17 protein-coding genes and 1 tRNA gene are annotated in these 18,724 nt (G+C 53.1%); 4 read left to right on the top strand and 14 right to left on the bottom strand.

Annotated elements, in window-relative coordinates; genetic code table 11:
* Positions 1-45: 45 nt before the first annotated feature.
* The 5 genes from LJN55_RS24055 to LJN55_RS15660 all read right to left on the bottom strand — a co-directional run bounded on the left by LJN55_RS24055 (position 46) and on the right by LJN55_RS15660 (position 3,053).
* Entirely contained in the window at positions 46-408 is a 363-nt protein-coding gene (locus tag LJN55_RS24055; protein WP_407647758.1) for a tyrosine-type recombinase/integrase, read from the bottom strand.
* Positions 312-527: an integrase arm-type DNA-binding domain-containing protein gene (locus LJN55_RS15675; protein ID WP_265105960.1), complete on the bottom strand. Its 216-nt coding sequence runs from the start codon at positions 525-527 to the stop codon at positions 312-314. The genes LJN55_RS24055 and LJN55_RS15675 overlap by 97 nt, the downstream gene beginning before the upstream one ends.
* Before the next feature lie 373 nt (positions 528-900).
* A tRNA-Pro gene (locus LJN55_RS15670) sits at positions 901-977 on the bottom strand.
* A gap of 75 nt (positions 978-1,052) precedes the next feature.
* Positions 1,053-2,804 (bottom strand): LPS biosynthesis-modulating metalloenzyme YejM, encoded by a 1,752-nt coding sequence (yejM, locus tag LJN55_RS15665; protein WP_133841445.1) that lies wholly within the window; start codon positions 2,802-2,804, stop codon positions 1,053-1,055.
* Positions 2,805-2,825: 21 nt separating this feature from the next.
* Positions 2,826-3,053, bottom strand: coding sequence for a YejL family protein (locus LJN55_RS15660; protein ID WP_133841446.1), 228 nt, complete (start codon positions 3,051-3,053; stop codon positions 2,826-2,828).
* A 169-nt stretch (positions 3,054-3,222) separates the two neighbouring features.
* Here LJN55_RS15660 and yejK point away from each other — a divergent pair, with 169 nt between their 5' ends.
* Positions 3,223-4,227, top strand: a complete 1,005-nt coding sequence (yejK, locus tag LJN55_RS15655) for a nucleoid-associated protein YejK (protein WP_133841447.1) — start codon at positions 3,223-3,225, stop codon at positions 4,225-4,227.
* A gap of 57 nt (positions 4,228-4,284) precedes the next feature.
* Here the strand turns inward: yejK and rplY are convergent, their stop codons facing one another.
* Positions 4,285-4,569, bottom strand: coding sequence for a 50S ribosomal protein L25 (gene rplY, locus LJN55_RS15650; protein ID WP_133841448.1), 285 nt, complete (start codon positions 4,567-4,569; stop codon positions 4,285-4,287).
* 170 nt (positions 4,570-4,739) lie between these two features.
* Positions 4,740-6,494, bottom strand: a complete 1,755-nt coding sequence (locus LJN55_RS15645) for a DEAD/DEAH box helicase (RefSeq protein WP_167863611.1) — start codon at positions 6,492-6,494, stop codon at positions 4,740-4,742.
* A 189-nt stretch (positions 6,495-6,683) separates the two neighbouring features.
* Between LJN55_RS15645 and rsuA the strand changes: the two genes are divergently transcribed.
* The 3 genes from rsuA (at position 6,684) to LJN55_RS15630 (ending at position 9,370) form a co-directional block, all read left to right on the top strand.
* Entirely contained in the window at positions 6,684-7,388 is a 705-nt protein-coding gene (rsuA, locus tag LJN55_RS15640) for a 16S rRNA pseudouridine(516) synthase RsuA (protein WP_133841450.1), read from the top strand.
* A 30-nt stretch (positions 7,389-7,418) separates the two neighbouring features.
* The gene (locus LJN55_RS15635) at positions 7,419-8,621 is read left to right on the top strand and encodes a Bcr/CflA family multidrug efflux MFS transporter (RefSeq protein WP_133841451.1); all 1,203 of its coding nucleotides are present in this window, start codon (positions 7,419-7,421) and stop codon (positions 8,619-8,621) included.
* Between the two features lie 404 nt (positions 8,622-9,025).
* The gene (locus LJN55_RS15630) at positions 9,026-9,370 is read left to right on the top strand and encodes a YejG family protein (RefSeq protein ID WP_374760141.1); all 345 of its coding nucleotides are present in this window, start codon (positions 9,026-9,028) and stop codon (positions 9,368-9,370) included.
* Positions 9,371-9,383: 13 nt separating this feature from the next.
* Here LJN55_RS15630 and yejF read toward each other — a convergent pair whose 3' ends face one another.
* The 7 genes from yejF to LJN55_RS15595 all read right to left on the bottom strand — a co-directional run bounded on the left by yejF (position 9,384) and on the right by LJN55_RS15595 (position 18,705).
* Positions 9,384-10,967 carry a microcin C ABC transporter ATP-binding protein YejF gene (gene yejF, locus LJN55_RS15625; protein WP_167863612.1) on the bottom strand — a complete coding sequence of 528 codons (1,584 nt, stop codon included), beginning with the start codon at positions 10,965-10,967 and terminating at the stop codon, positions 9,384-9,386.
* A 1-nt stretch (position 10,968) separates the two neighbouring features.
* The gene (locus LJN55_RS15620) at positions 10,969-11,994 is read right to left on the bottom strand and encodes a microcin C ABC transporter permease (RefSeq protein ID WP_133841454.1); all 1,026 of its coding nucleotides are present in this window, start codon (positions 11,992-11,994) and stop codon (positions 10,969-10,971) included.
* Positions 11,994-13,085, bottom strand: coding sequence for a microcin C ABC transporter permease YejB (locus tag LJN55_RS15615; RefSeq protein ID WP_133841455.1), 1,092 nt, complete (start codon positions 13,083-13,085; stop codon positions 11,994-11,996). The genes LJN55_RS15620 and LJN55_RS15615 overlap by 1 nt, the downstream gene beginning before the upstream one ends.
* A gap of 11 nt (positions 13,086-13,096) precedes the next feature.
* Positions 13,097-14,905, bottom strand: a complete 1,809-nt coding sequence (locus LJN55_RS15610) for an extracellular solute-binding protein (protein WP_227534816.1) — start codon at positions 14,903-14,905, stop codon at positions 13,097-13,099.
* A gap of 109 nt (positions 14,906-15,014) precedes the next feature.
* Positions 15,015-16,607: a cyclic di-GMP phosphodiesterase gene (locus LJN55_RS15605; protein WP_227534815.1), complete on the bottom strand. Its 1,593-nt coding sequence runs from the start codon at positions 16,605-16,607 to the stop codon at positions 15,015-15,017.
* A gap of 310 nt (positions 16,608-16,917) precedes the next feature.
* On the bottom strand, positions 16,918-17,490 hold the full coding sequence (gene mepS / locus LJN55_RS15600) for a bifunctional murein DD-endopeptidase/murein LD-carboxypeptidase (protein ID WP_133841458.1): 573 nt from the start codon (positions 17,488-17,490) through the stop codon (positions 16,918-16,920).
* Between the two features lie 507 nt (positions 17,491-17,997).
* Entirely contained in the window at positions 17,998-18,705 is a 708-nt protein-coding gene (locus LJN55_RS15595; protein WP_227534814.1) for a phosphatase PAP2 family protein, read from the bottom strand.
* Positions 18,706-18,724 lie beyond the last annotated feature (19 nt).

The following is an 18,724-nucleotide window of genomic DNA, read 5'->3' as shown; positions in this document are numbered from 1 at the left end:
TGTCGGAAGATCTCTAAAAGTGAATGGGCCGTTTTGCCGGGATACTTACAGTAGGGCTGGGCGGTGCTTTACCTTCGGTTTATGGAGTGTTCTTCCGATTCGTGCAGCGGGGTTTACAGAAACCAGACCGGAATTGAGTGCATAATCCATAACCTCATTGATACGCTGGCTTAGACGTTTAACCGTTTCGAGTCTTCCGGCAGCATGTGTTGGCTCTAACGCTCCGATAAACTGCTGAGCCGTGATATTAGCAATGGGCATAGAGCCAATATGTGGGAACACATACTTACTCATAGATCGCCAGATATCGTTTAACGTATGAGTTGCCAGCCCCGCTGATTCTTTGGTTTTGAACCATTCGGCAGCGACCTTTTGAAAAGTGTTCTCAGTGGCACTTTTTTGCCGCAACTGTTCAGTTTTTTATGCTCCTGCGGATCAATATCTTTGCTCAATAGAAGAAGGGCATCTTCACGAAGTTGACGTGCCTCAGAGAGAGATACAGCAGGGTAAGCACCAAAGCTAATCATGGCGCGTTTGCGAGTGAAAGGTTTGTAATAGCGGATCGCCAGAGTTTTGAGCCACCGGGCTTAACCAGTAGTTCTAAGCCGTCCCCGTCATACAGGATAGTGGCACGTTCAGTCGCTTTGGAATTTTTGACTTCGGTGTTGTTAAGGGGCTTTGTCTGACGCGCCATATCATTCTCCAATCACTGGTTAGGCATATGGCTCAGACGACACAATGGATTGTATGCCTAAAGATATGCCTAAAAATGTTGGATTTCACTGTATCAGTGTGGACTTTGCTAGACAACAGAAAAACAGCAGGTCTGTGCAACCTACTGTATATTCTGTTTTTTATAGTCTTGTCTGGACTTCACTAGACAAAACGTTGGGGGAAATTTGGTCGGCACGGAGAGATTTGAACTCTCGACCCTCGCCACCCCATGACGATGCGCTACCAGGCTGCGCTACGCGCCGACGGATGAATCTATCTTACCCAACTGCATCCTGATTGCAAGCCGCTAACGCGTTGACTGCTCTAGATTTATACAGCTAATTTGCGATAAATCGTTTTTCGTCAGTCAGTACCTGTAACAACAATGCCAGCTGCGGCTTATGATCTTTCAACGGCTGGCCCTGCAGATCCCAGGCGGCATACCCCCCATTGTTATCCAGCGCCAGCGTCTCCTGCGGCGTGGTGATCAGCAACTGATGATGGGTGCTGCTGGCAACCCAGTTATGACGACGCTGGGCAGCAAACAGATCCTCGCCCTGCGAGTAATCAACCGCTGGCGTGTTGACGTGCAGCAGGCGCTGCATCAGGGTGGTCATTATATCCTGATGATCTGTCAACTTATTGACGGTTTGCGCAGGGGTTTGCGGCCAGTGAACTACCAGAGGTACCTGCAACATTTCACGATTTCCCGGCGTGGTATCGCCTTCCAGCACCACGCCGTGTTGGGCGGTGATCACCACCACGGTGTTCGCCAGTAATCCTTTTTGTTCCAGGGTCGTCAGCACCGTCTGGATCTGCTGGTCTACACTGGCCGCGGCGCGGTTGTAGTGACGAGCGCTCTGCTTATCGGCGCTATCACTGCTGTCAGATGTCGACAACGACAGGTAGGAGAACCACGGCGTCCCTTCGTTTTTATGTCCGTCCAGCCAGCGCTGCCACTGACGCGTGGTATCCGCATTCGACTGGCTCTGCGATGTCGGTAAAGAGAAGTCGGTGAGCAGGGCCTGGCGATACAGCGGCGAGTTGAAACCGTCGCTGGCAAACAGACCCAGTTGGTAGCCCTGTTGCCCCAACGCCGTGATCAGCGTTGAGGGAATACGCGATGACAGCACGCCATCCATATAGCTTGGTGAGATGCCGTAGAACAGGCCAAATAATCCACTGTCTTCCGTAGCGCCTGAGCTGAAATGCTGGCTGAAGCGCACGTTACTTTCGGCAAAACGTGTCAGGTTGGGCAATGATTTCGCCATCGAGGCTTCATTCAGCCCATCAACGGTAATCACCAGCAGGTTGTTACGCGTGCCTTTATCACTGAAGGTGATATCGCTGAGCGGATAAGCGACTGACACGGCTTCAGGGTTACCCTGTTGTACCAGGCGGCGTTGATATTCCTGAGCATCCAGCAGGCCGTGCTTCTCAAGGAAGCGTCGCGCGGTCATCGGATAAGAGAGCGGCAGGTTCGAGCGCTGCATAGTGATTGGACGGTAGAAATTGGCATCCGCCCAGATGTACATCAGGTGGCTGGCAAAGAAGGCGCTGATAAACAGCCCGGCCAGGGGTTTACCAAAGCTGCGACGGTTCAGACTGCGCAGTTTCTGCCAGCTCCAGGTGGCAAACAGCATCTCCACCAGGAAGATGACCGGTACGCTGATAAACATCAGTTGCCAGTCACGGGCCATCTCACTTTGGTCGGGGTTGACCACCAGCTCCCAGACGACCGGGTTCAGGTGCAGGTGGAAGCGGGAAAACACCGCACTATCCACCAGAACCAGCGTCAGCCCGGCAGTCGCGATAATCGCAGAGAGAAAGCGCAGCAGGCGCTGCGACATCACCACAAAGGTCAGTGGAAATATAATCAGCAGATAGGCAGCGAAAACAATAAAGCTGAAATGGCCAATCCAGCTGCTGAATGAGTAGATGCGACCGGCCAGCGAGGCTGGCCAGTCGGAGACAAACAGGTAACGGCTACCCAGAATAAGCGCAAAGATGATGTTAAACAGGGCGAACCAATGCCCCCAGCTAATCATCTGGGACACTTTTTCACGGTAGCGCTGTCGATTTGTTACCATATCGGAATCAGGATCATCTCATCAGTGGGCTTGGTCATCGCGTACCGACGCCTGCAGGGCATCGGCAAACGAACGTGCCATTGCCTGGCGCTGTGCCGGTGACACGCTGGTGTTAAGTAAGTTGGTCACCATATTCCCCAATACCATCAGGGAAAGATCGGTTGGGGTCTGGTTTGATTCCAGAACCTGGACCATTTCTGCGAGGATCTTCTCCACGCGCTCGTTGCTGTAGCGGGATGATTGTGCCATAACGTCAATTTTATACTGAGGTTTAAAGGGCGCTATCTTACCGTAAGAACGTGCTTTTTTCTGCATTTTTATCGTAATGACGCGCGAATGGACTGTGCATCGTTCTGACAGTTGATCGTAAAGTCGCACAGTGATTGAATACGCGCCTGTGCTTAAAGGAGAGTTTACCATGAGTCTGGATATCACCCAGATTGCCCTTCACCAGATGATCAAGCGTGACGAACAGACGCTGGAGCTGGTGCTGCGAGATTCACTGTTACCGTCCAACGCGCCCGTGACGGCAATGATGGAAGAGCTGCATCGCGTTTACAGTGCCAAGAGCAAAGCCTATGGCCTGTTTAATGAAGAGAGCGAACTCGCCGATGCATTACGCAACTGTCGTAAGGGCGAGAATGATTTCCTGGCGTTTAGCCGCGCCGCCAGTGCACGCCTGCGCGATGAGCTGAGCAAGTATCCGTTCGCAGAGGGTGGCGTGGTGTTATTCGGTCACTATCGCTATCTGGCGGTTGAGTATTTGCTGATTGCGGTACTGAACAGCCAGAACAGCATGCGTGTTAACGAAGAGCTGGATATCAGCACGACCCACTATCTGGACATCAATCATGCCGATATCGTGGCTCGCATCGATCTGACCGAGTGGGAAACCAACCCGGAATCGACTCGTTACCTGACCTTCCTGCGTGGGCGGGTGGGGCGTAAAGTGGCTGATTTCTTTATGGACTTCCTCGGTGCCAGCGTGGGCCTGGATACAAAAGCGCAGAACCGTGGCCTGCTACAGGCGGTGGATGACTACTGTGCCGAAGCCAGCCTCGATAAAAATGAGCGGCAAAACTACCGCCAGCAGGTTTCCACTTATTGCAACGAGCAGCTTAAATCCGGTGAAGAGATTGAACTGGAAGGCCTGTCGAATGAGCTGGCCCCGCTGGGAGACAAAACCTTCCAGGCCTTTACTCAGGAACAGGGTTACGAGCTGGAAGAGAGCTTCCCGGCAGACCGCAGTACGCTGCGCCAGTTGACCAAATTTGCCGGCAGCGGCGGCGGGCTGACGATCAACTTTGACGCAATGCTGTTAGGTGAACGTATCTTCTGGGATCCGACCACTGACACGCTGACCATTAAAGGGACACCGCCTAACCTGCGCGACCAGTTGCAGCGCCGTACCAGCGGAAAATAGACGAAAAAAAACGCCGCATTAAGCGGCGTTTTTTTCACATCTAAAACGAACGGGCGATTAAGCGCGAACGAAGTCGATGTGGTGCAGTTTTGGCTTGAACGGGTGACGCTGAACAGCCTGCACTTTTACTTTAGTTTCTTTGCCATCAACAACCAGGGTCAGAACTTCGTCGTAGAAACCAGGCTTCGCCTGCAGGTTCATAACAGAGTCGTGGTCCAGTTCGATAGCAACAGCTGCTTCATTTCCGCCATAGATGATGGCTGGGAATTTGTTAGCTAAACGCAGGCGGCGGCTCGCACCCTTGCCCTGCTCTTTACGAGCTTCAACATTAATAGTGAACATTTTTAAGTCTCTTCAAGTTTTATTCCTGCTACAGGCGACCCAGCAACAGGTGGATTGTTCAGCTTTTATCCGGCAAAGCCAGTTAAAAGCGGGCGGAATTATACCCGGGTTTGCCTTTTCAGGCAATGTATTAAGTCGGAAAGCAGAGCAGGAGCGGCAATCCGTCTGTTTTAACGTAATTCGTTGGCCCGGCGGAAACGTCCCTGGTAATCAAACACTTTCTCGCGCACTTGCCAGTAATGGCGCTGTTTACGCGCGACGACGAAATCGGGATGACGCAGCAGCGGCTGAAGCGCAATGATATCGGCAGCGCTCTTCCAGCCCAGCGGTACGCCGGGTGCACGTTGATGCGGGCGCAGAAATAGCTGCTCAAAGGCGGTGCGCTGCGCCGGGGTTTTTAAACGAAAGCGCTCGCTGACTTCGGTCGCTTCTTCATCGAAGTAACGCACCTTCAGCCATTCGCCCTGGTCGTCGCTCCCGCTCTCCAGCACCATCGCCGCACAGCGCAGCACCAGCGCATCTTTCAGTTTCAGTGCGGCTTTCAGCATATCGTCAGGGTCAACAAGGATTGCATCACACTCCCGGCAGCGGCGTGCGGCAATATCATTTTCAGCATGACAGTGTGGGCAGTTTTTAAAGCGAAAACGGTAATCACACTGTTCACGCAGCCCGTCATCATCCTCCAGCACGCCCTGGCAGCGGCGGCCAAAATGTTCGATAAGGGTGCCATCCTGAGTGGTTTTACCCCAGAAGGTATTGGCAAAACCACAGCCAGGGCAGAAAACCTGCACCGGCTGATTATCACTTTTACCCTTGGGCGCACCGACTTCCGGGGTAAAAATATCGTGGGGGTTACCGGCATAGTCGAGGATCAGACAGTCTGTTTTACCAGGGCTGAGCCGCAGCCCGCGTCCGACAATTTGTTGATACAGGCTGACTGACTCGGTGGGGCGCAGAATAGCGATAAGATCAACATGCGGGGCATCAAACCCTGTCGTCAGCACCGACACATTGACCATATACCGCAGTTCACGTGCTTTAAATGCGGCGATCAGCGCGTCACGCTCGGCAGCCGGCGTGCCCGCGCTGATCAGCGCTTTACTGCCCGGCAGCAATCCGAGCACTTCACGCGCATGGTCGACCGTGGCGGCGAAAATCATCACGCCTTCCCGCTGTTGGGCAAATTCAACAATCTGCTGGATAATGTGCGGCGTAATACGCTGTTGCTGTTTCAGTTCACGGTTGAGATCCGCCTCGCTGAACAGGCCGTTTTCCTGCGCCTGTAAACGACTGAAATCATACTGCACCACGGGCATATCCAGCCGCTCAGGCGGCACCAGAAAGCCGTGTTTGATCATATAGCGCAGCGGTAGCTCATAGATGCAGTCGCGAAAGAAGGCGCGTTCGTCGCCTCTGACCATGCCGTGATAATGGAACTGATAAATCCAGCCTTTGCCCAGGCGATACGGTGTGGCGGTCAGGCCCAGCAGCCGGAGCTGCGGGTTATGCTGGCGCAGCTGATTGATAATTTGCTGGTACTGGCTGTCGTCGGCATCGCTGATGCGGTGGCATTCGTCGATAATCAGCAGCGAAAATTCGGCACTGAACTGCGCCAGATTTCGTGCTACTGACTGCACGCTACCAAACACCACCTTGGCATGGCTCTCTTTACGTTGCAGCCCGGCGGCAAAGATATCGGCCTCCAGCCCATATGCCTGATATTTACTGTGGTTCTGCGCCACCAGCTCTTTCACGTGGGCCAGCACCAGCACGCGCCCGCGTGCGACCCGTGCCAGTTCTGCAATCACCAGGCTTTTACCGGCTCCGGTAGGCAGGACAATGACCGCAGGTTGCGACGTGTGGCGGAAATAGCGGATGGTGGCATCCACGGCTTCCTGCTGATAGGGACGTAGGGTGAACGACATGAAGACCTGTAAAGCAGCAATAAAGGGACATTATGCCATGAAAGCGCCATAAGAATACGATCCCCTCTGTGCCTCAGCCCCTTCTGCCGCTATACTCCCTGTTCCATTCCGGATGAGCGTTCTGCGCCACATCACAAGACGATTATCGTCAGTTTCCACTCCAAACTAATTACAGGCAGTGCAGAGTTAATGCGACTTGATAAATTTATATCCCAGCAACTGGAAGTCAGCCGTGTCATCGCCGGGCGTGAGATTCGTGCAAAGAAAGTGACCGTAGACGGTGACGTTGTACGCGATAGTGCATTTAAACTGAGCCCGGACAGCGCGGTTGAATATGATGGCAATCCGCTGCAACAGCAGCATGGCCCGCGCTACTTTATGCTGAATAAGCCGGTCGGTTATGTCTGTTCCACTGAGGATCCCGATCACCCGACGGTGCTGTTCTTCCTTGAAGAACCTTCCGCCTGGAAGCTGCATGCCGCCGGGCGTCTGGATATTGATACTACCGGTCTGGTGCTGATGACCGATGATGGTCAGTGGTCCCACCGCATCACGTCTCCGCGCCATCACTGTGAAAAAACCTATCTGGTGACGCTGGAATCTCCGCTCAGTGACGATACCGCACAGCAGTTTGCTGACGGCGTTCAGCTGCACAATGAGAAGACGCTGACCAAACCTGCTACGCTGGAAGTGATTGATCCGCATCAGGTACGTCTGACCATCAGCGAAGGGCGCTATCACCAGGTAAAACGTATGTTTGCCGCGGTGGGGAACCACGTCGTGGGGCTGCATCGTGAACGTATTGGTGCGATTGCGCTCGATACAGAGATGGAACCCGGTGAGTATCGTCCTTTAACCGCAGAAGAAATTGCCAGCGTCGGACTGACGCGTTAGTGAATTTTTGTCCAGCAGAGGGGCAGGTGAGTGGCAAAAGATAAGAATTCCTCCATGGGACTGGTGGTGATCCTCGGGCTGCTGGCGATGCTTATGCCGCTGTCGATCGATATGTATCTTCCTGCCTTACCGCAGATTGCCCGCGAATTCGCGGTGTCAGCGGGCAGCGTACAGATGACGCTGAACGCGTATATTCTCGGTTTTGCCCTGGGTCAGCTGGTCTACGGGCCGCTGGCTGACAGCTTTGGCCGCAAACCGGTGATTGCGGCAGGAACGCTGATTTTTGCTATTGCGGCTGCCGCCTGTGCTCTGGCGCAGACTATCGATCAGTTGATCACACTGCGTTTTCTGCACGGCCTGTCGGCGGCGGCGGGCAGCGTGGTGATCAGTGCACTGATGCGTGACAGCTACTCGAAAGAGGAGTTTTCCCGCATGATGTCCTTTGTCATGCTGGTCACCACCATTGCACCCCTGCTGGCACCGATTGTTGGGGGCTGGATGCTGCTGATCTGGAGCTGGCATGCCATTTTCTGGACCATCTCGGCGGCAGCGGTGGTCACCACGCTGCTGGTGGTGACCCAAATCAAAGAGACGTTGCCGAAGGACAAACGGCAACCGTTCAGCCTGCGTACCACGTTGCGTAACTTCCTCTCTCTGTTTCGTCACAAGCGGGTGTTCAGCTATATGCTGGCCAGTGGATTCTCGTTCGCCGGGTTGTTCTCATTTCTGAACGTCGGGCCGTTTGTCTATATCGAGCTGAACCATATTTCGCCGCAGGATTTTGGTTATTATTTTGCGCTGAACGTGGTGTTTCTGTTCCTGATGACGCTGCTAAACAGCCGTTGCGTGCGCCGCTTTGGCCCGCTGGTGATGTTCCGTTTTGGGCTGTTAATCCAGTTCTCGATGGGCGTCTGGCTGGTGGTGGTGAGTGCGCTGAATCTTGGTTTTATACCACTGGTGTTCGGCGTGGCGATGTTTATCGGCTGCGTGGCAATGGTCTCGTCTAATGCGATGGCGGTGATTCTGGAAGAATTTCCGCATATGGCAGGAACCGCCTCCTCGCTGGCGGGTACGCTACGCTTTGGCGTGGGCGCGCTGGCAGGCGCACTGCTCTCCACGATTACGTTCACCAGCGCGTGGCCCATGGTCAGCGCCATCTTTATCTGCGCCACCACGTCCATCTTGTTGTTTATCTACGCTTCGCGACCGCGCAAATCTGTCCCTGCGGGCTGATGAGTCGTGTAGGGCCGATCATGTGTTGCGATCGGCCCGTGCGAAAAATGTCTCCCGGCGTAATGACAACCCTCTCTCACCCCACTGGCTCCCCAAATCTCGCCTCCCGGCCTAAAAACCCTGCTCAGGATGTTGATTTTTTTGTAAAAAAATTTCCATAAAAAAGTAACAACATTGCAGCGAAAACGGTTGTTATCACCCGGCGAACGCGGTAAATATAACGAATAAATGAGAGACATCTCTCAAAAATGGGGCCGGATACGTGATTTTTCATGTCAGCCGATGCTCTGACACAGGGTAAATAGTTCCAGTAATTAACAGGTTAATCTGTTAGCGAGAATTGATGATTTACCTTGTGAATTATTTGTGAAAATATTGTTTAAAAATCGCTCTGGGGAGCTCTGGTGAATACGTTACAACATTCAGTGGTACATCGACTGCCGCAACGCTATCACTGGTGTGCCGGCCCGGTCGGACAGGTCATTGAAGCACAGACCCTTAACGGTCTGAACGGCGATGACGATCTTATCGGGTTGCGCCTGCTGAGCCATAGCGGCGAGTCGGCATGGGAAACCATGCAGAAGATTGAGTCGGCGCTCGCGGAAATTCAGTTGGTATGTTCGGTGGTCGAGTGGGAAGGGGAACCTTGTCTCTTTGTTCATCGTGATGATGAATGCGCAGCAACCTGCCGACTGAAAAGTTTCGGCGTGGGTATTGCCGAACCTTTTCTTAGCGACCGCAGTGCCTGATCGCCATTCAGCGTCAGGCCAGCGTGAGTAACTGTTGTGTATAGCTCTGCTGCGGTGCGCTAAATACCTGCTCACACTCACCCTGTTCAACCACTTCCCCCTGACGCAGTACCACTACCTGATGACACAGTGATCGCACAACGCGTAAATCATGGCTGATAAAGATATAGGCCAGACGGTGCTGTTGCTGAAGCTTTTTCAGCAATGTCAGGATCTGTTTTTGCACCGAACGATCAAGCGATGAGGTCGGTTCATCAAGGATGATCAGCTGCGGTTGTAAGATCAATGCCCTGGCGATAGCCACGCGCTGGCGCTGCCCGCCGGAAAACTCAGAGGGATAACGCTGACGCGTCTCAGGGTCCAGCCCCACTTCCTGCATTGCGGTGATGACCCGTGCTTCGCGTTCAGCGTGACTCAGTTCAGGATGATGTACCTGCAAACCTTCGGCGATAATCTGCAAAACGTTCAGGCGCGGGTTGAGTGAGGAGTTAGGATCCTGGAACACCACCTGAATCTGGCGCCTGACGGGCAGCATTTTTTTGCGGTTCAACAGGTGCAGAGGCTGGTTCTTAAACCAGATTTCCCCCTGCGAATGCAGCAGACGCAGCAACGCCAGCCCGGTGGTGCTTTTACCGGAGCCGGATTCTCCCACCAGGCCCAGGCTCTCTCCTGGCCGCAGCGTGAAACTCAGTGACTTCAGCGCATGATGATAACCCACGGTGCGCCTCATCAAACCTTGTTTGATCGGGAACGCGACGGCCAGATTTTCCACGCGCAGCAACGGCTCGGCCTGCTCGTCAGCCGGATCCGGCTGGCCTTCGGGTTCCGCGTTCAGTAACTGCTGTGTGTAAGCGTGCTGAGGGGCGCTGAAAAGCTGATGGGTGCTGTTATGTTCCACGCCCTGACCGTTACGCATCACGGTCACACTATCCGCCAGCTGTCGCACAATATTCAGGTTGTGGGTGATAAACAGCAGGCCCATATTCAGCTCCTGCTTGAGCTCTTTCAGCAGGGTGAGGATCTGTGCCTGCACCGTGACATCCAGTGCGGTGGTCGGCTCATCGGCGATCAGCAGTTCAGGCTGCGTCAGCAGCGCCATGGCAATCATCACGCGCTGGCGTTCACCGCCGGAAAGCTGGTGCGGGAAATCATTCAGACGGCTGGCGGCCTGGCGGATGCCCACCCGATCGAGGCAGGTCAGCATCTCAGCGCGTGCGGCTTCACGACGCATACCACGATGCAGTGACAGCACCTCATACAGCTGTTTTTCGATGTTGTGCAGGGGGTTCAGCGATACCATCGGTTCCTGGAAGATCATCGCGATGCGGTTGCCTCGCAGGCCCCTTAGCGTACTTTCCTCAGCGTGTAGCACGCTTTTTCCATCAAAGAGAATATCGCCCTGCGGATAGACAACCGGCGGTGTGGGCAGCAGACGCATCACCGACAGGGCAGTGACACTTTTCCCTGAACCCGACTCACCCACCAGTGCCAGCGTTTCACCGGCATCCACGGATAGTGACAGCCCATCCACAACACGACGTTCTACGCCACCCTGACGGAACGCGATACTGAGATCCTGAATCGTGAGCAGCGCCATATCAATACACCTTGCTGGGGTCAAAGGCGTCGCGTACGGCTTCACCAATAAAGATTAACAGCGACAGCAGGATCGCCAGTGAGAAGAAGGCGGTCAGGCCGAGCCATGGGGCTTGCAGGTTATTTTTACCCTGTAACAGCAGTTCGCCCAGCGAAGGTGAGCCGAGCGGCAGACCAAAGCCGAGAAAGTCCAGCGAGGTCAGCGTGGTGATTGATCCGCAGAGAATAAAAGGCAGATAGGTCAGTGTGGCAACCATCGCATTTGGCAGCATATGGCGAGACATAATGCGCCAGTCGCTCACACCCATTGCCTGCGCGGCACGGATGTAGTCAAAGTTACGGGTACGCAGGAACTCTGCACGCACCACGCCGACCAGTCCCATCCAGCCAAACAGCACGGTGATCCCCAGCAGCCACCAGAAGCCGGGCTGAATCACGCTGGAGAGCAGGATAATCAGAAACAGCGTTGGCATACCGGACCAGACTTCAATAAAACGCTGCCCCCAGAGATCGACGCGCCCGCCAAAATAACCTTGCACCGCTCCGGCGAAAATACCCATCACGCTGGAGGCAATCGTCAGCATCAGACCAAACAGCAGGGAGATACGTGTGCCGTAAAGAATGCGCGCCAGCACATCGCCACCGTTAGCATCGGTCCCGAGCCAGTTCTGCGTGGAGGGAGGCGAAGGGAAGGGCACGGTACTGGCAAAGTTAATCGTATCATCACCAAAGCGGATCGGTGCCCAGATGGCCCAACCATTCTGATCCAGACGCGATTTCAGCCACGGATCCTGGTAGTCGGCCGGGGTCGCCAGCGGGCCACCAAAATCACTCTCCTGATAGTTGACCAGCAGCGGGAAGTAAGTGCGATCCTGATAATGCACCACCAGCGGTTTATCATTGGCTAACAGCTCTGCACCAAGACACAGAATAAACAGCACGGCAAAGATCCACAGCGACCAGTAACCCCGGCGGTTATGGCGGAATCGCGCCCAGCGCGCCTGATTAATCGGGTTTAAACGGCTCATTAGCGGCCCTCAAAATCAATGCGCGGGTCGACCAGCGTATAGGTGATATCGCTCAGGATATTCAGTAGCAGGCCAATCAGGGTGAAAATATACAGCGTGCCGAACATCACCGGATAATCGCGCTGGATCGTGGCATCGTAGCCCAGTAATCCCAGCCCGTTGAGTGAGAACATCACTTCGATTAACAGTGAACCGGTGAAAAACATACTGATGAAGGTGGCGGGGAACCCGGCAATCACCAACAGCATGGCGTTACGGAACACGTGGCGATAAAGAATTTTTTTCTCATCCAGCCCTTTAGCGCGGGCGGTAACAACATACTGCTTGCGGATCTCATCCATAAATGAGTTTTTGGTCAGCATGGTGAGCGTAGCAAAACCGCCAATCACCGTTGCCAGTACCGGCAGGCAGATATGCCAGAGATAATCGGTGACTTTGCCATACCACGGCAGGGAATCAAACTGCGGGGAAACCAGCCCGCGTAGTGGGAACCAGTCGAGATAACTGCCCCCGGCAAACAGCACAATCAGCATGATACCGAACAGGAAAGACGGAATGGCGTAACCCACGATGATCAGCGTGCTGCTCCAGATATCAAAGGCACTCCCGTTGCGCACCGCCTTTTTTATGCCCAGCGGTATCGAGACCAGATAAATAATCAACGTGCTCCAGAGCCCGAGCGTCACCGACACTGGCAGGCTCTCTTTGATCAGCTGGATTACTGAGCTGCTACGAAACAGGCTGTCGCCAAAGTCAAAGCGCACGTAGTTCCACAACATGGTGAAGTAGCGCTCATGCAACGGTTTGTCGAAGCCGTAACGTTTGGTAATCTCGGCAATCACTTCCGGGTCCAGGCCGCGTGAACCCCGGTACTGACCGTCGCCCGGCGCGGCGTTAAGCGAGCTACGCCCGTGAGCCGAACCTTCCGCCCCGGCGCCGGGGAGGCCGGTCGTCTGACCAAACTCAATATTAGCAATCGCCTGATCTACCGGGCCGCCCGGTGCGATCTGCACAATGAAAAAGTTGATAGTGATGATCGCCCAGAGCGTTGGGATAATCAGCAATAAACGACGAAGTAAATAAGCACCCACAGTCAGACTCCTTAGCGACGTTGCGCCGGCAACTGTGCGGCTTTGTTGACATCGTACCACCAGTTATCAAAACCCTGCGCATAGGTTGGGCGCGTGGCTGGCATCGAAAACTTGTTCCAGTATGCGTAACGGTCATTGGCGGTATACCACATCGGGATCATGTAATAGTTCCACAGCAGCACGCGATCCAGGACGCGGCCCAGCGGCAACAGTGCCTCGGCATTGCCCTGATTCTGATTAATGCGGGTGATCAGGTCGTCAAGCAGCGGACTGCTCACGCCAGGCGTATTGTAACTGGAGTCCATATAGGACGTGGCCCAGTAAAACTGCAGGCCAGTATCGGGCGTAGGAAAGGCCGAATAAACGGTCGGCAGCATATCAAAGTCACGTTTCCGCAGGCGTGCCAGATATTGCGAACTGTCAACCTGACGCACCGTCATGGTAATGCCGACCCGCGCCAGGTTGTGCTGGAAGGGGAGAACCCATTGGTCGTTGCCGCCGCTGCGCAGCAGCAGCTCAAACGTAAAGGGTTTGCCGGTCTTACTGTTGACCAGCCGCTGGTTTTTCAGCTCCCAGCCTGCCTGGTTCAGTAGCGCCAGCGCCTGCAACAGTTTTTCCCGGTCGTAACCCGTGCCGTCAGATTTCGCAGGTTGATAGATCTTATCGATCACCTCCTGTGGATACTGGCCCTTAAAGGGGCCAAGGATCTCACGCTCTTTGGCATCAGGAAAGTGGCGCGCGGCATACTCGGTATTCTGAAAATAGCTGTCGACACGTTTGTAAGCATTATAAAACAGGGCCTTGTTCATCCATTCAAAATCAAACAGCAGCGACATGGCTTCGCGTACCTTACGGTCGGCAAACTGGGGCTTCTGGGTATTAAATGCCAGCCACTGGGTGTTTGTGGCAACGGTATTCGGCACCTGTTCTTTAATGATATATCCGCGTTCGAAATTCGAACCACTGTACTGCGTAGCCCATTTCTTGGCCGACCCTTCGGTACGAAAATCAAATGCGCCGGCTTTAAAGGCCTCAAAGGCGACGTTGTCGTCAAGATAATAGTCGTAGCGGATCGTATCGAAATTATAGCGGCCTTTATTCACCGGTAAATCTGCCGCCCAGTAGTCTTTCACCCGCGAATAGGTTATCGACTGGCCCACTTTATACGCAGAAATACGATAAGGTCCGCTGGAAAGAGGAGGGGAGGGCAGGGGTTCCCCGAGATTGAGATTTTTCCAGAATTTTTCCGGAAACACGGGAGAAGAGATCAGCGACATCATCTTATCGCGGTCTCCCTTCGGCAGATCGAAGCGTACGGTGAGGCGTGAAAGCGCTTTCACTGTCACCCCTTTGTAAAACACCCGATACTGCGGCACGCCCTGCGTCATAAACATATTGAAGGTAAAGGCCACATCCGCAGCGGTAATCGGTGAACCATCCTGAAAACGCGCCCGTGGATTGAGGGTCACTTCTACCCAACGATAATCATCCGGATAACGGGCAAATTCCGCAATCAATGGATACAGGCTGCCGACTTCGTCATCAGATGAGGTAAATAAGCGGTCATACAACGTGTCCGTACCCACCCCGGGGCTGCCACGCAGGGCGAAGCGGTTGAAATTATCAAAGGTACCAATAGAAGAAAGTGTTGCGCTGCCGCCCTTCGGTGCGGCCGGGTTAGCATAATCGAAGTGTGTGAACCCGGCAGCGTACTTCGCCGTGCCCAGTTGAGCGAAACTGTAGCTCTCATTAATTTTTTCTGCCTGCACGCTGGCCGCAGACAGGCTAAGTAATGCAAGGGCAACAATACGCACAATCATGGTTTCAACAGGCTCCCACCAGCGACAAATCGGTTATATTTGCAAGCCGTGGCAGTCAAACCACGATGAGACAATGATAGTAAAGGTTTTTATCTGATTTAACAGCCCGTTATTCCTTTAAAATTGTACTGGGAACAGGCGTTTGTTGCTCAAGGTAGTACTCAATAAGCTGTGGCACGGTACGTGGGCGACTGAACAGATAGCCCTGCAAATAGGTTACGCCGCGGTTGATCAGCCACAATGCCTGTTCGCCCGTTTCGACACCTTCGGCCACCGTATTAAGGTTGAGTTTGTTCGCCAGCGTCAGCACCGCGTCCAGTACGGGAGAATTGACCGTCTCCATACCGATGCTTTGTACAAACCCCCGGTCGATCTTCAGATAATCAAACTGGAATTTTTCCAGATAGATTAATGCGCTGTGACCGGTGCCGAAATCATCAATGGCTATTCTGATGTTCTGCTGGCGGATCCAGTCGAATATTTCCTCAGTCCCCTGTTCGCTGACCATCGCCCGTTCGGTGATTTCAAACACGTACTCAAAATGGCCCGCAGGCATCATGGCCAGCCAGTCCCGCACATCCTGGCGAAAGCTCGGGTGAACAAGGTGATTGGGCGACAGATTAACCCCCATTTGAGTGCCGACGGGCACTACTTTACAGAGGCGATGCGCGTCCTGTGCCACCAGCGTAAAAAGATGGCGGGTCAGCGGCACAATCAGATTCTGTCCTTCGGCATAACTGATAAACGAATCTGGCGGGATACGGCCATCGGTCGGATGCGTCCAGCGCAGCAACGCTTCCAGTCCGTAGCATTTTCCGCTGTGGGTTTCGATGACGGGTTGGTATTCAACATGAAACTCTCCGCGCTTAATGCCAAGCATGATTTCTTTACCCGAGCGCAGGCGCAGCGTAAGCATCAGGAAACAGCCGCAGGTAATCAGTACGCCCATTAAGAGCCCTGCCAGCAGGATAATATGGATATCGCGGCGTGGCAGCGCTTCGCCGTAAAGATAGAGCGTGAGGGGATAACCTGGAATGGCAATACTGCGCAGTGGCACCTTTGGCAGCGCGCTGCGTTTCACCACGCGTTGTTCATCCCAGGTGGTCATCGCACTGTCTCCGGCGACGATTGCCATACCGCTAATCTGTTGCTCGCGTGAGGCCAGCAGTAAATAAGGGGTGAGATTAATATTGAGGGTAGTGAAAACACCGCTGTTGGGCAGGGCAGGGTTTTTTAGCCACAGCACGATGGCGGGTGTATGGGGCATCATCGGCGTACCGGAGATCAGCCGAATGTCGGTGGGGTTTCTGACATCGGTATAGGGGGAGATTTCGCGGATATCCATTTGCATCGGACCGGTAGCGGATGAGCAAAAGGCACTGTGATCTTTGACCAGGAGAATAGCGCGAACATTGGCTGCAAAGGCTGAGCGTTGCGTAAGATCGTTGCGTATGGTTTCACAGGTCGCGTTGGTGGCAACCTGAAGTGGTTGGAGTGTGGTCTGCAACTCGTCGAAGGCGTTAACAACGTAACGTTGCGTATAGCTCGCGAGGCGATCGTGCGCTGCGGATCGCCGGCTCCAGGTGACGGTCAGCATAATGATAAGAAACAGTAGAAAAAAGAAAAAACCTATGGACGCACTGAGACAAACTATCTTGCGCGGCTGAGTCACCTGCCGCCTGACGGTGGTAGATAGTGGCATTCGGTGATCTCTCCCGTTTTCGCCGATTTTATTATTATTGGTCGCGAACTGCTTCTGGTGTCAGCCAGTGAGGATATAACGGAGGGGAAATTCTGTCTCTATCTTATTGATGGTAATCAATTCCTTTTCGGGCGGCCTGCCAGGTAAAACAACTGAAAAATTGTTCCAGGACGACGTAATCCTTTTTGCGGCCAAAAACAGGGTTCACTCCGCGAAATGACGAGCAGGAAGGACGGTATAAAAGGCAAAAAAAAACGCTGCCATGGCAGCGTTTTCATATCTCGTGTTCGCAGATTTCAAGGGAGTGAAATCAGCTTTGCGTTCGGCTCAATACCCTGCGGGCATCGCGGTAACGGTTTTTCCAGTAAGAATCATTCAGGTTCGAAATCATCACACCGCTGCTGGTGGAGGCATGAACAAAGTTGTCATTACCGATATAAATACCGACATGACGACCCGTGGAGCCTGCACGGAACAGCACTAGATCACCTGCACGCAGTTTTGCGCGCTGAATACTTTTTCCGGAATCTTCCTGCTCATACGTTGAGCGTGGTAAATCCAGGCCAAACTGTTCACGGAATGTGGTCTGGACAAACGCAGAGCAATCAATGCCACGTTTGCTGGTGCCGCCAAGACGATAACGTACACCTTTCCAGTCCGCATACTGGTCCATCAGGCGGGATTTGATATCCACATTCTGGACCATCTGTTCGAATTCATCCTGAGACGCTTGCAGTAAAAAACCGTTTTGATCTTTAACTGCATGAGTATCAGTTTGTACGTTGTGTCCGCTGTTCGAACTACATGCTGACAACAGTGTTGCTAATGCAACGGCGGGGAGCGCCCGCAAGATATATCTCAGAATAGGTTGAGACTTGACCATTATGTTTGTGATCCCTTGAAGTCCTTAACGACTAAGTCGTTAGCAAAATTGCGAAACGAAACGAGATTAATTAGTACAGGAGGTTAAGACAAATCGGAAAACCTTAAAATGTGTCATTGAGCACAAATTAAAATGTAACTTACCGAAATACTTTAGCCATTTAGCCTAATCGAAAACGAGATTACCCGATAACAAGCCCCATAGCGAGGGCTTTTAAGCACTTTTTTAGAGGATTTTACGATGTAAAACCATTACGTAACGAATTGGTCACATTATCGCCAATTAGCAGCTTAACTGAATGTGCTTAAGCGCAATTTTGCTGCTAACAACTACGGGTCAAGTCAAAATCAGAACAATCTGGATGGACAAGCTTGAGATGTAGCGGTTTCGGCTGTTATCCGGGGCATAATAAATACGTCTTATAGCCCCTTTTTCGCCTGCAGATTATTTGCCTGAACGGCAATATAGTGGACGTAAAAAAGAGTCTTTACATCCATGCGGCTGGGATTATTGTGCGGTTTTATATTTGCCCGGCAAATTGCGATACAGCCAGTTCACCAGATAATCACTCGCCGGTGTCAGCAACCACCAACTCATACCAACCAGTACGATTGACAGGGAACCCACGGCAATATCGGTAAACCAGTGTGCGCCAATCATCACGCGCGGCAGGGCAAAAATCAGCACAATAATCACGGCCAGGCCAAATGCGCGGCGGGTGAAATAGCGCAGCATAAAGCAGGCAAAAATCATCAGCATCATGCCGTGGTCACCGGGGAAACTGTCTGCGGAGGAATCTTTTGTCGGGATCCCGGTGAGTTTGGTCACGTGATTAACGTCCGGGAAGAATTTCGTTGGGCTGGGATGCGAAACCGGAATTTGATGTCCGAGTTGGTTAAGGCCCACTGCCGTGATTAACATGGTGATGCCGATGGCAAACATGCGGCGGCGCCCTTCAGGTGTTTCACGACGCCAGAAATGCAGGTACAACCCGCCCATCGCCAGCAGTGACACACCGTCAAAGGCGCGGAAGTTGGTAATAGCCACCAGCCATAACAGGATCGGATTGGTCGCCAGTCGCTGATTGAACCCGTAAAAAATGGTTTTATCGAGGGTAAACCACAGGCCATGGTTGGCCGGAATATACCATGAGAAAAACAGCGCCAGGCCGAGAACGTTCAGCAGCAAAATCAGTAAAAAACGTTTAATAGTCATATCCGTATAGGGGCTTTTT

It is taken from the genome of Erwinia rhapontici (assembly GCF_020683125.1).
Taxonomy (GTDB): domain Bacteria; phylum Pseudomonadota; class Gammaproteobacteria; order Enterobacterales; family Enterobacteriaceae; genus Erwinia; species Erwinia rhapontici.
Note: the sequence above shows the minus strand (reverse complement) of the source record. Positions and strands in the feature narration are given on the sequence as shown.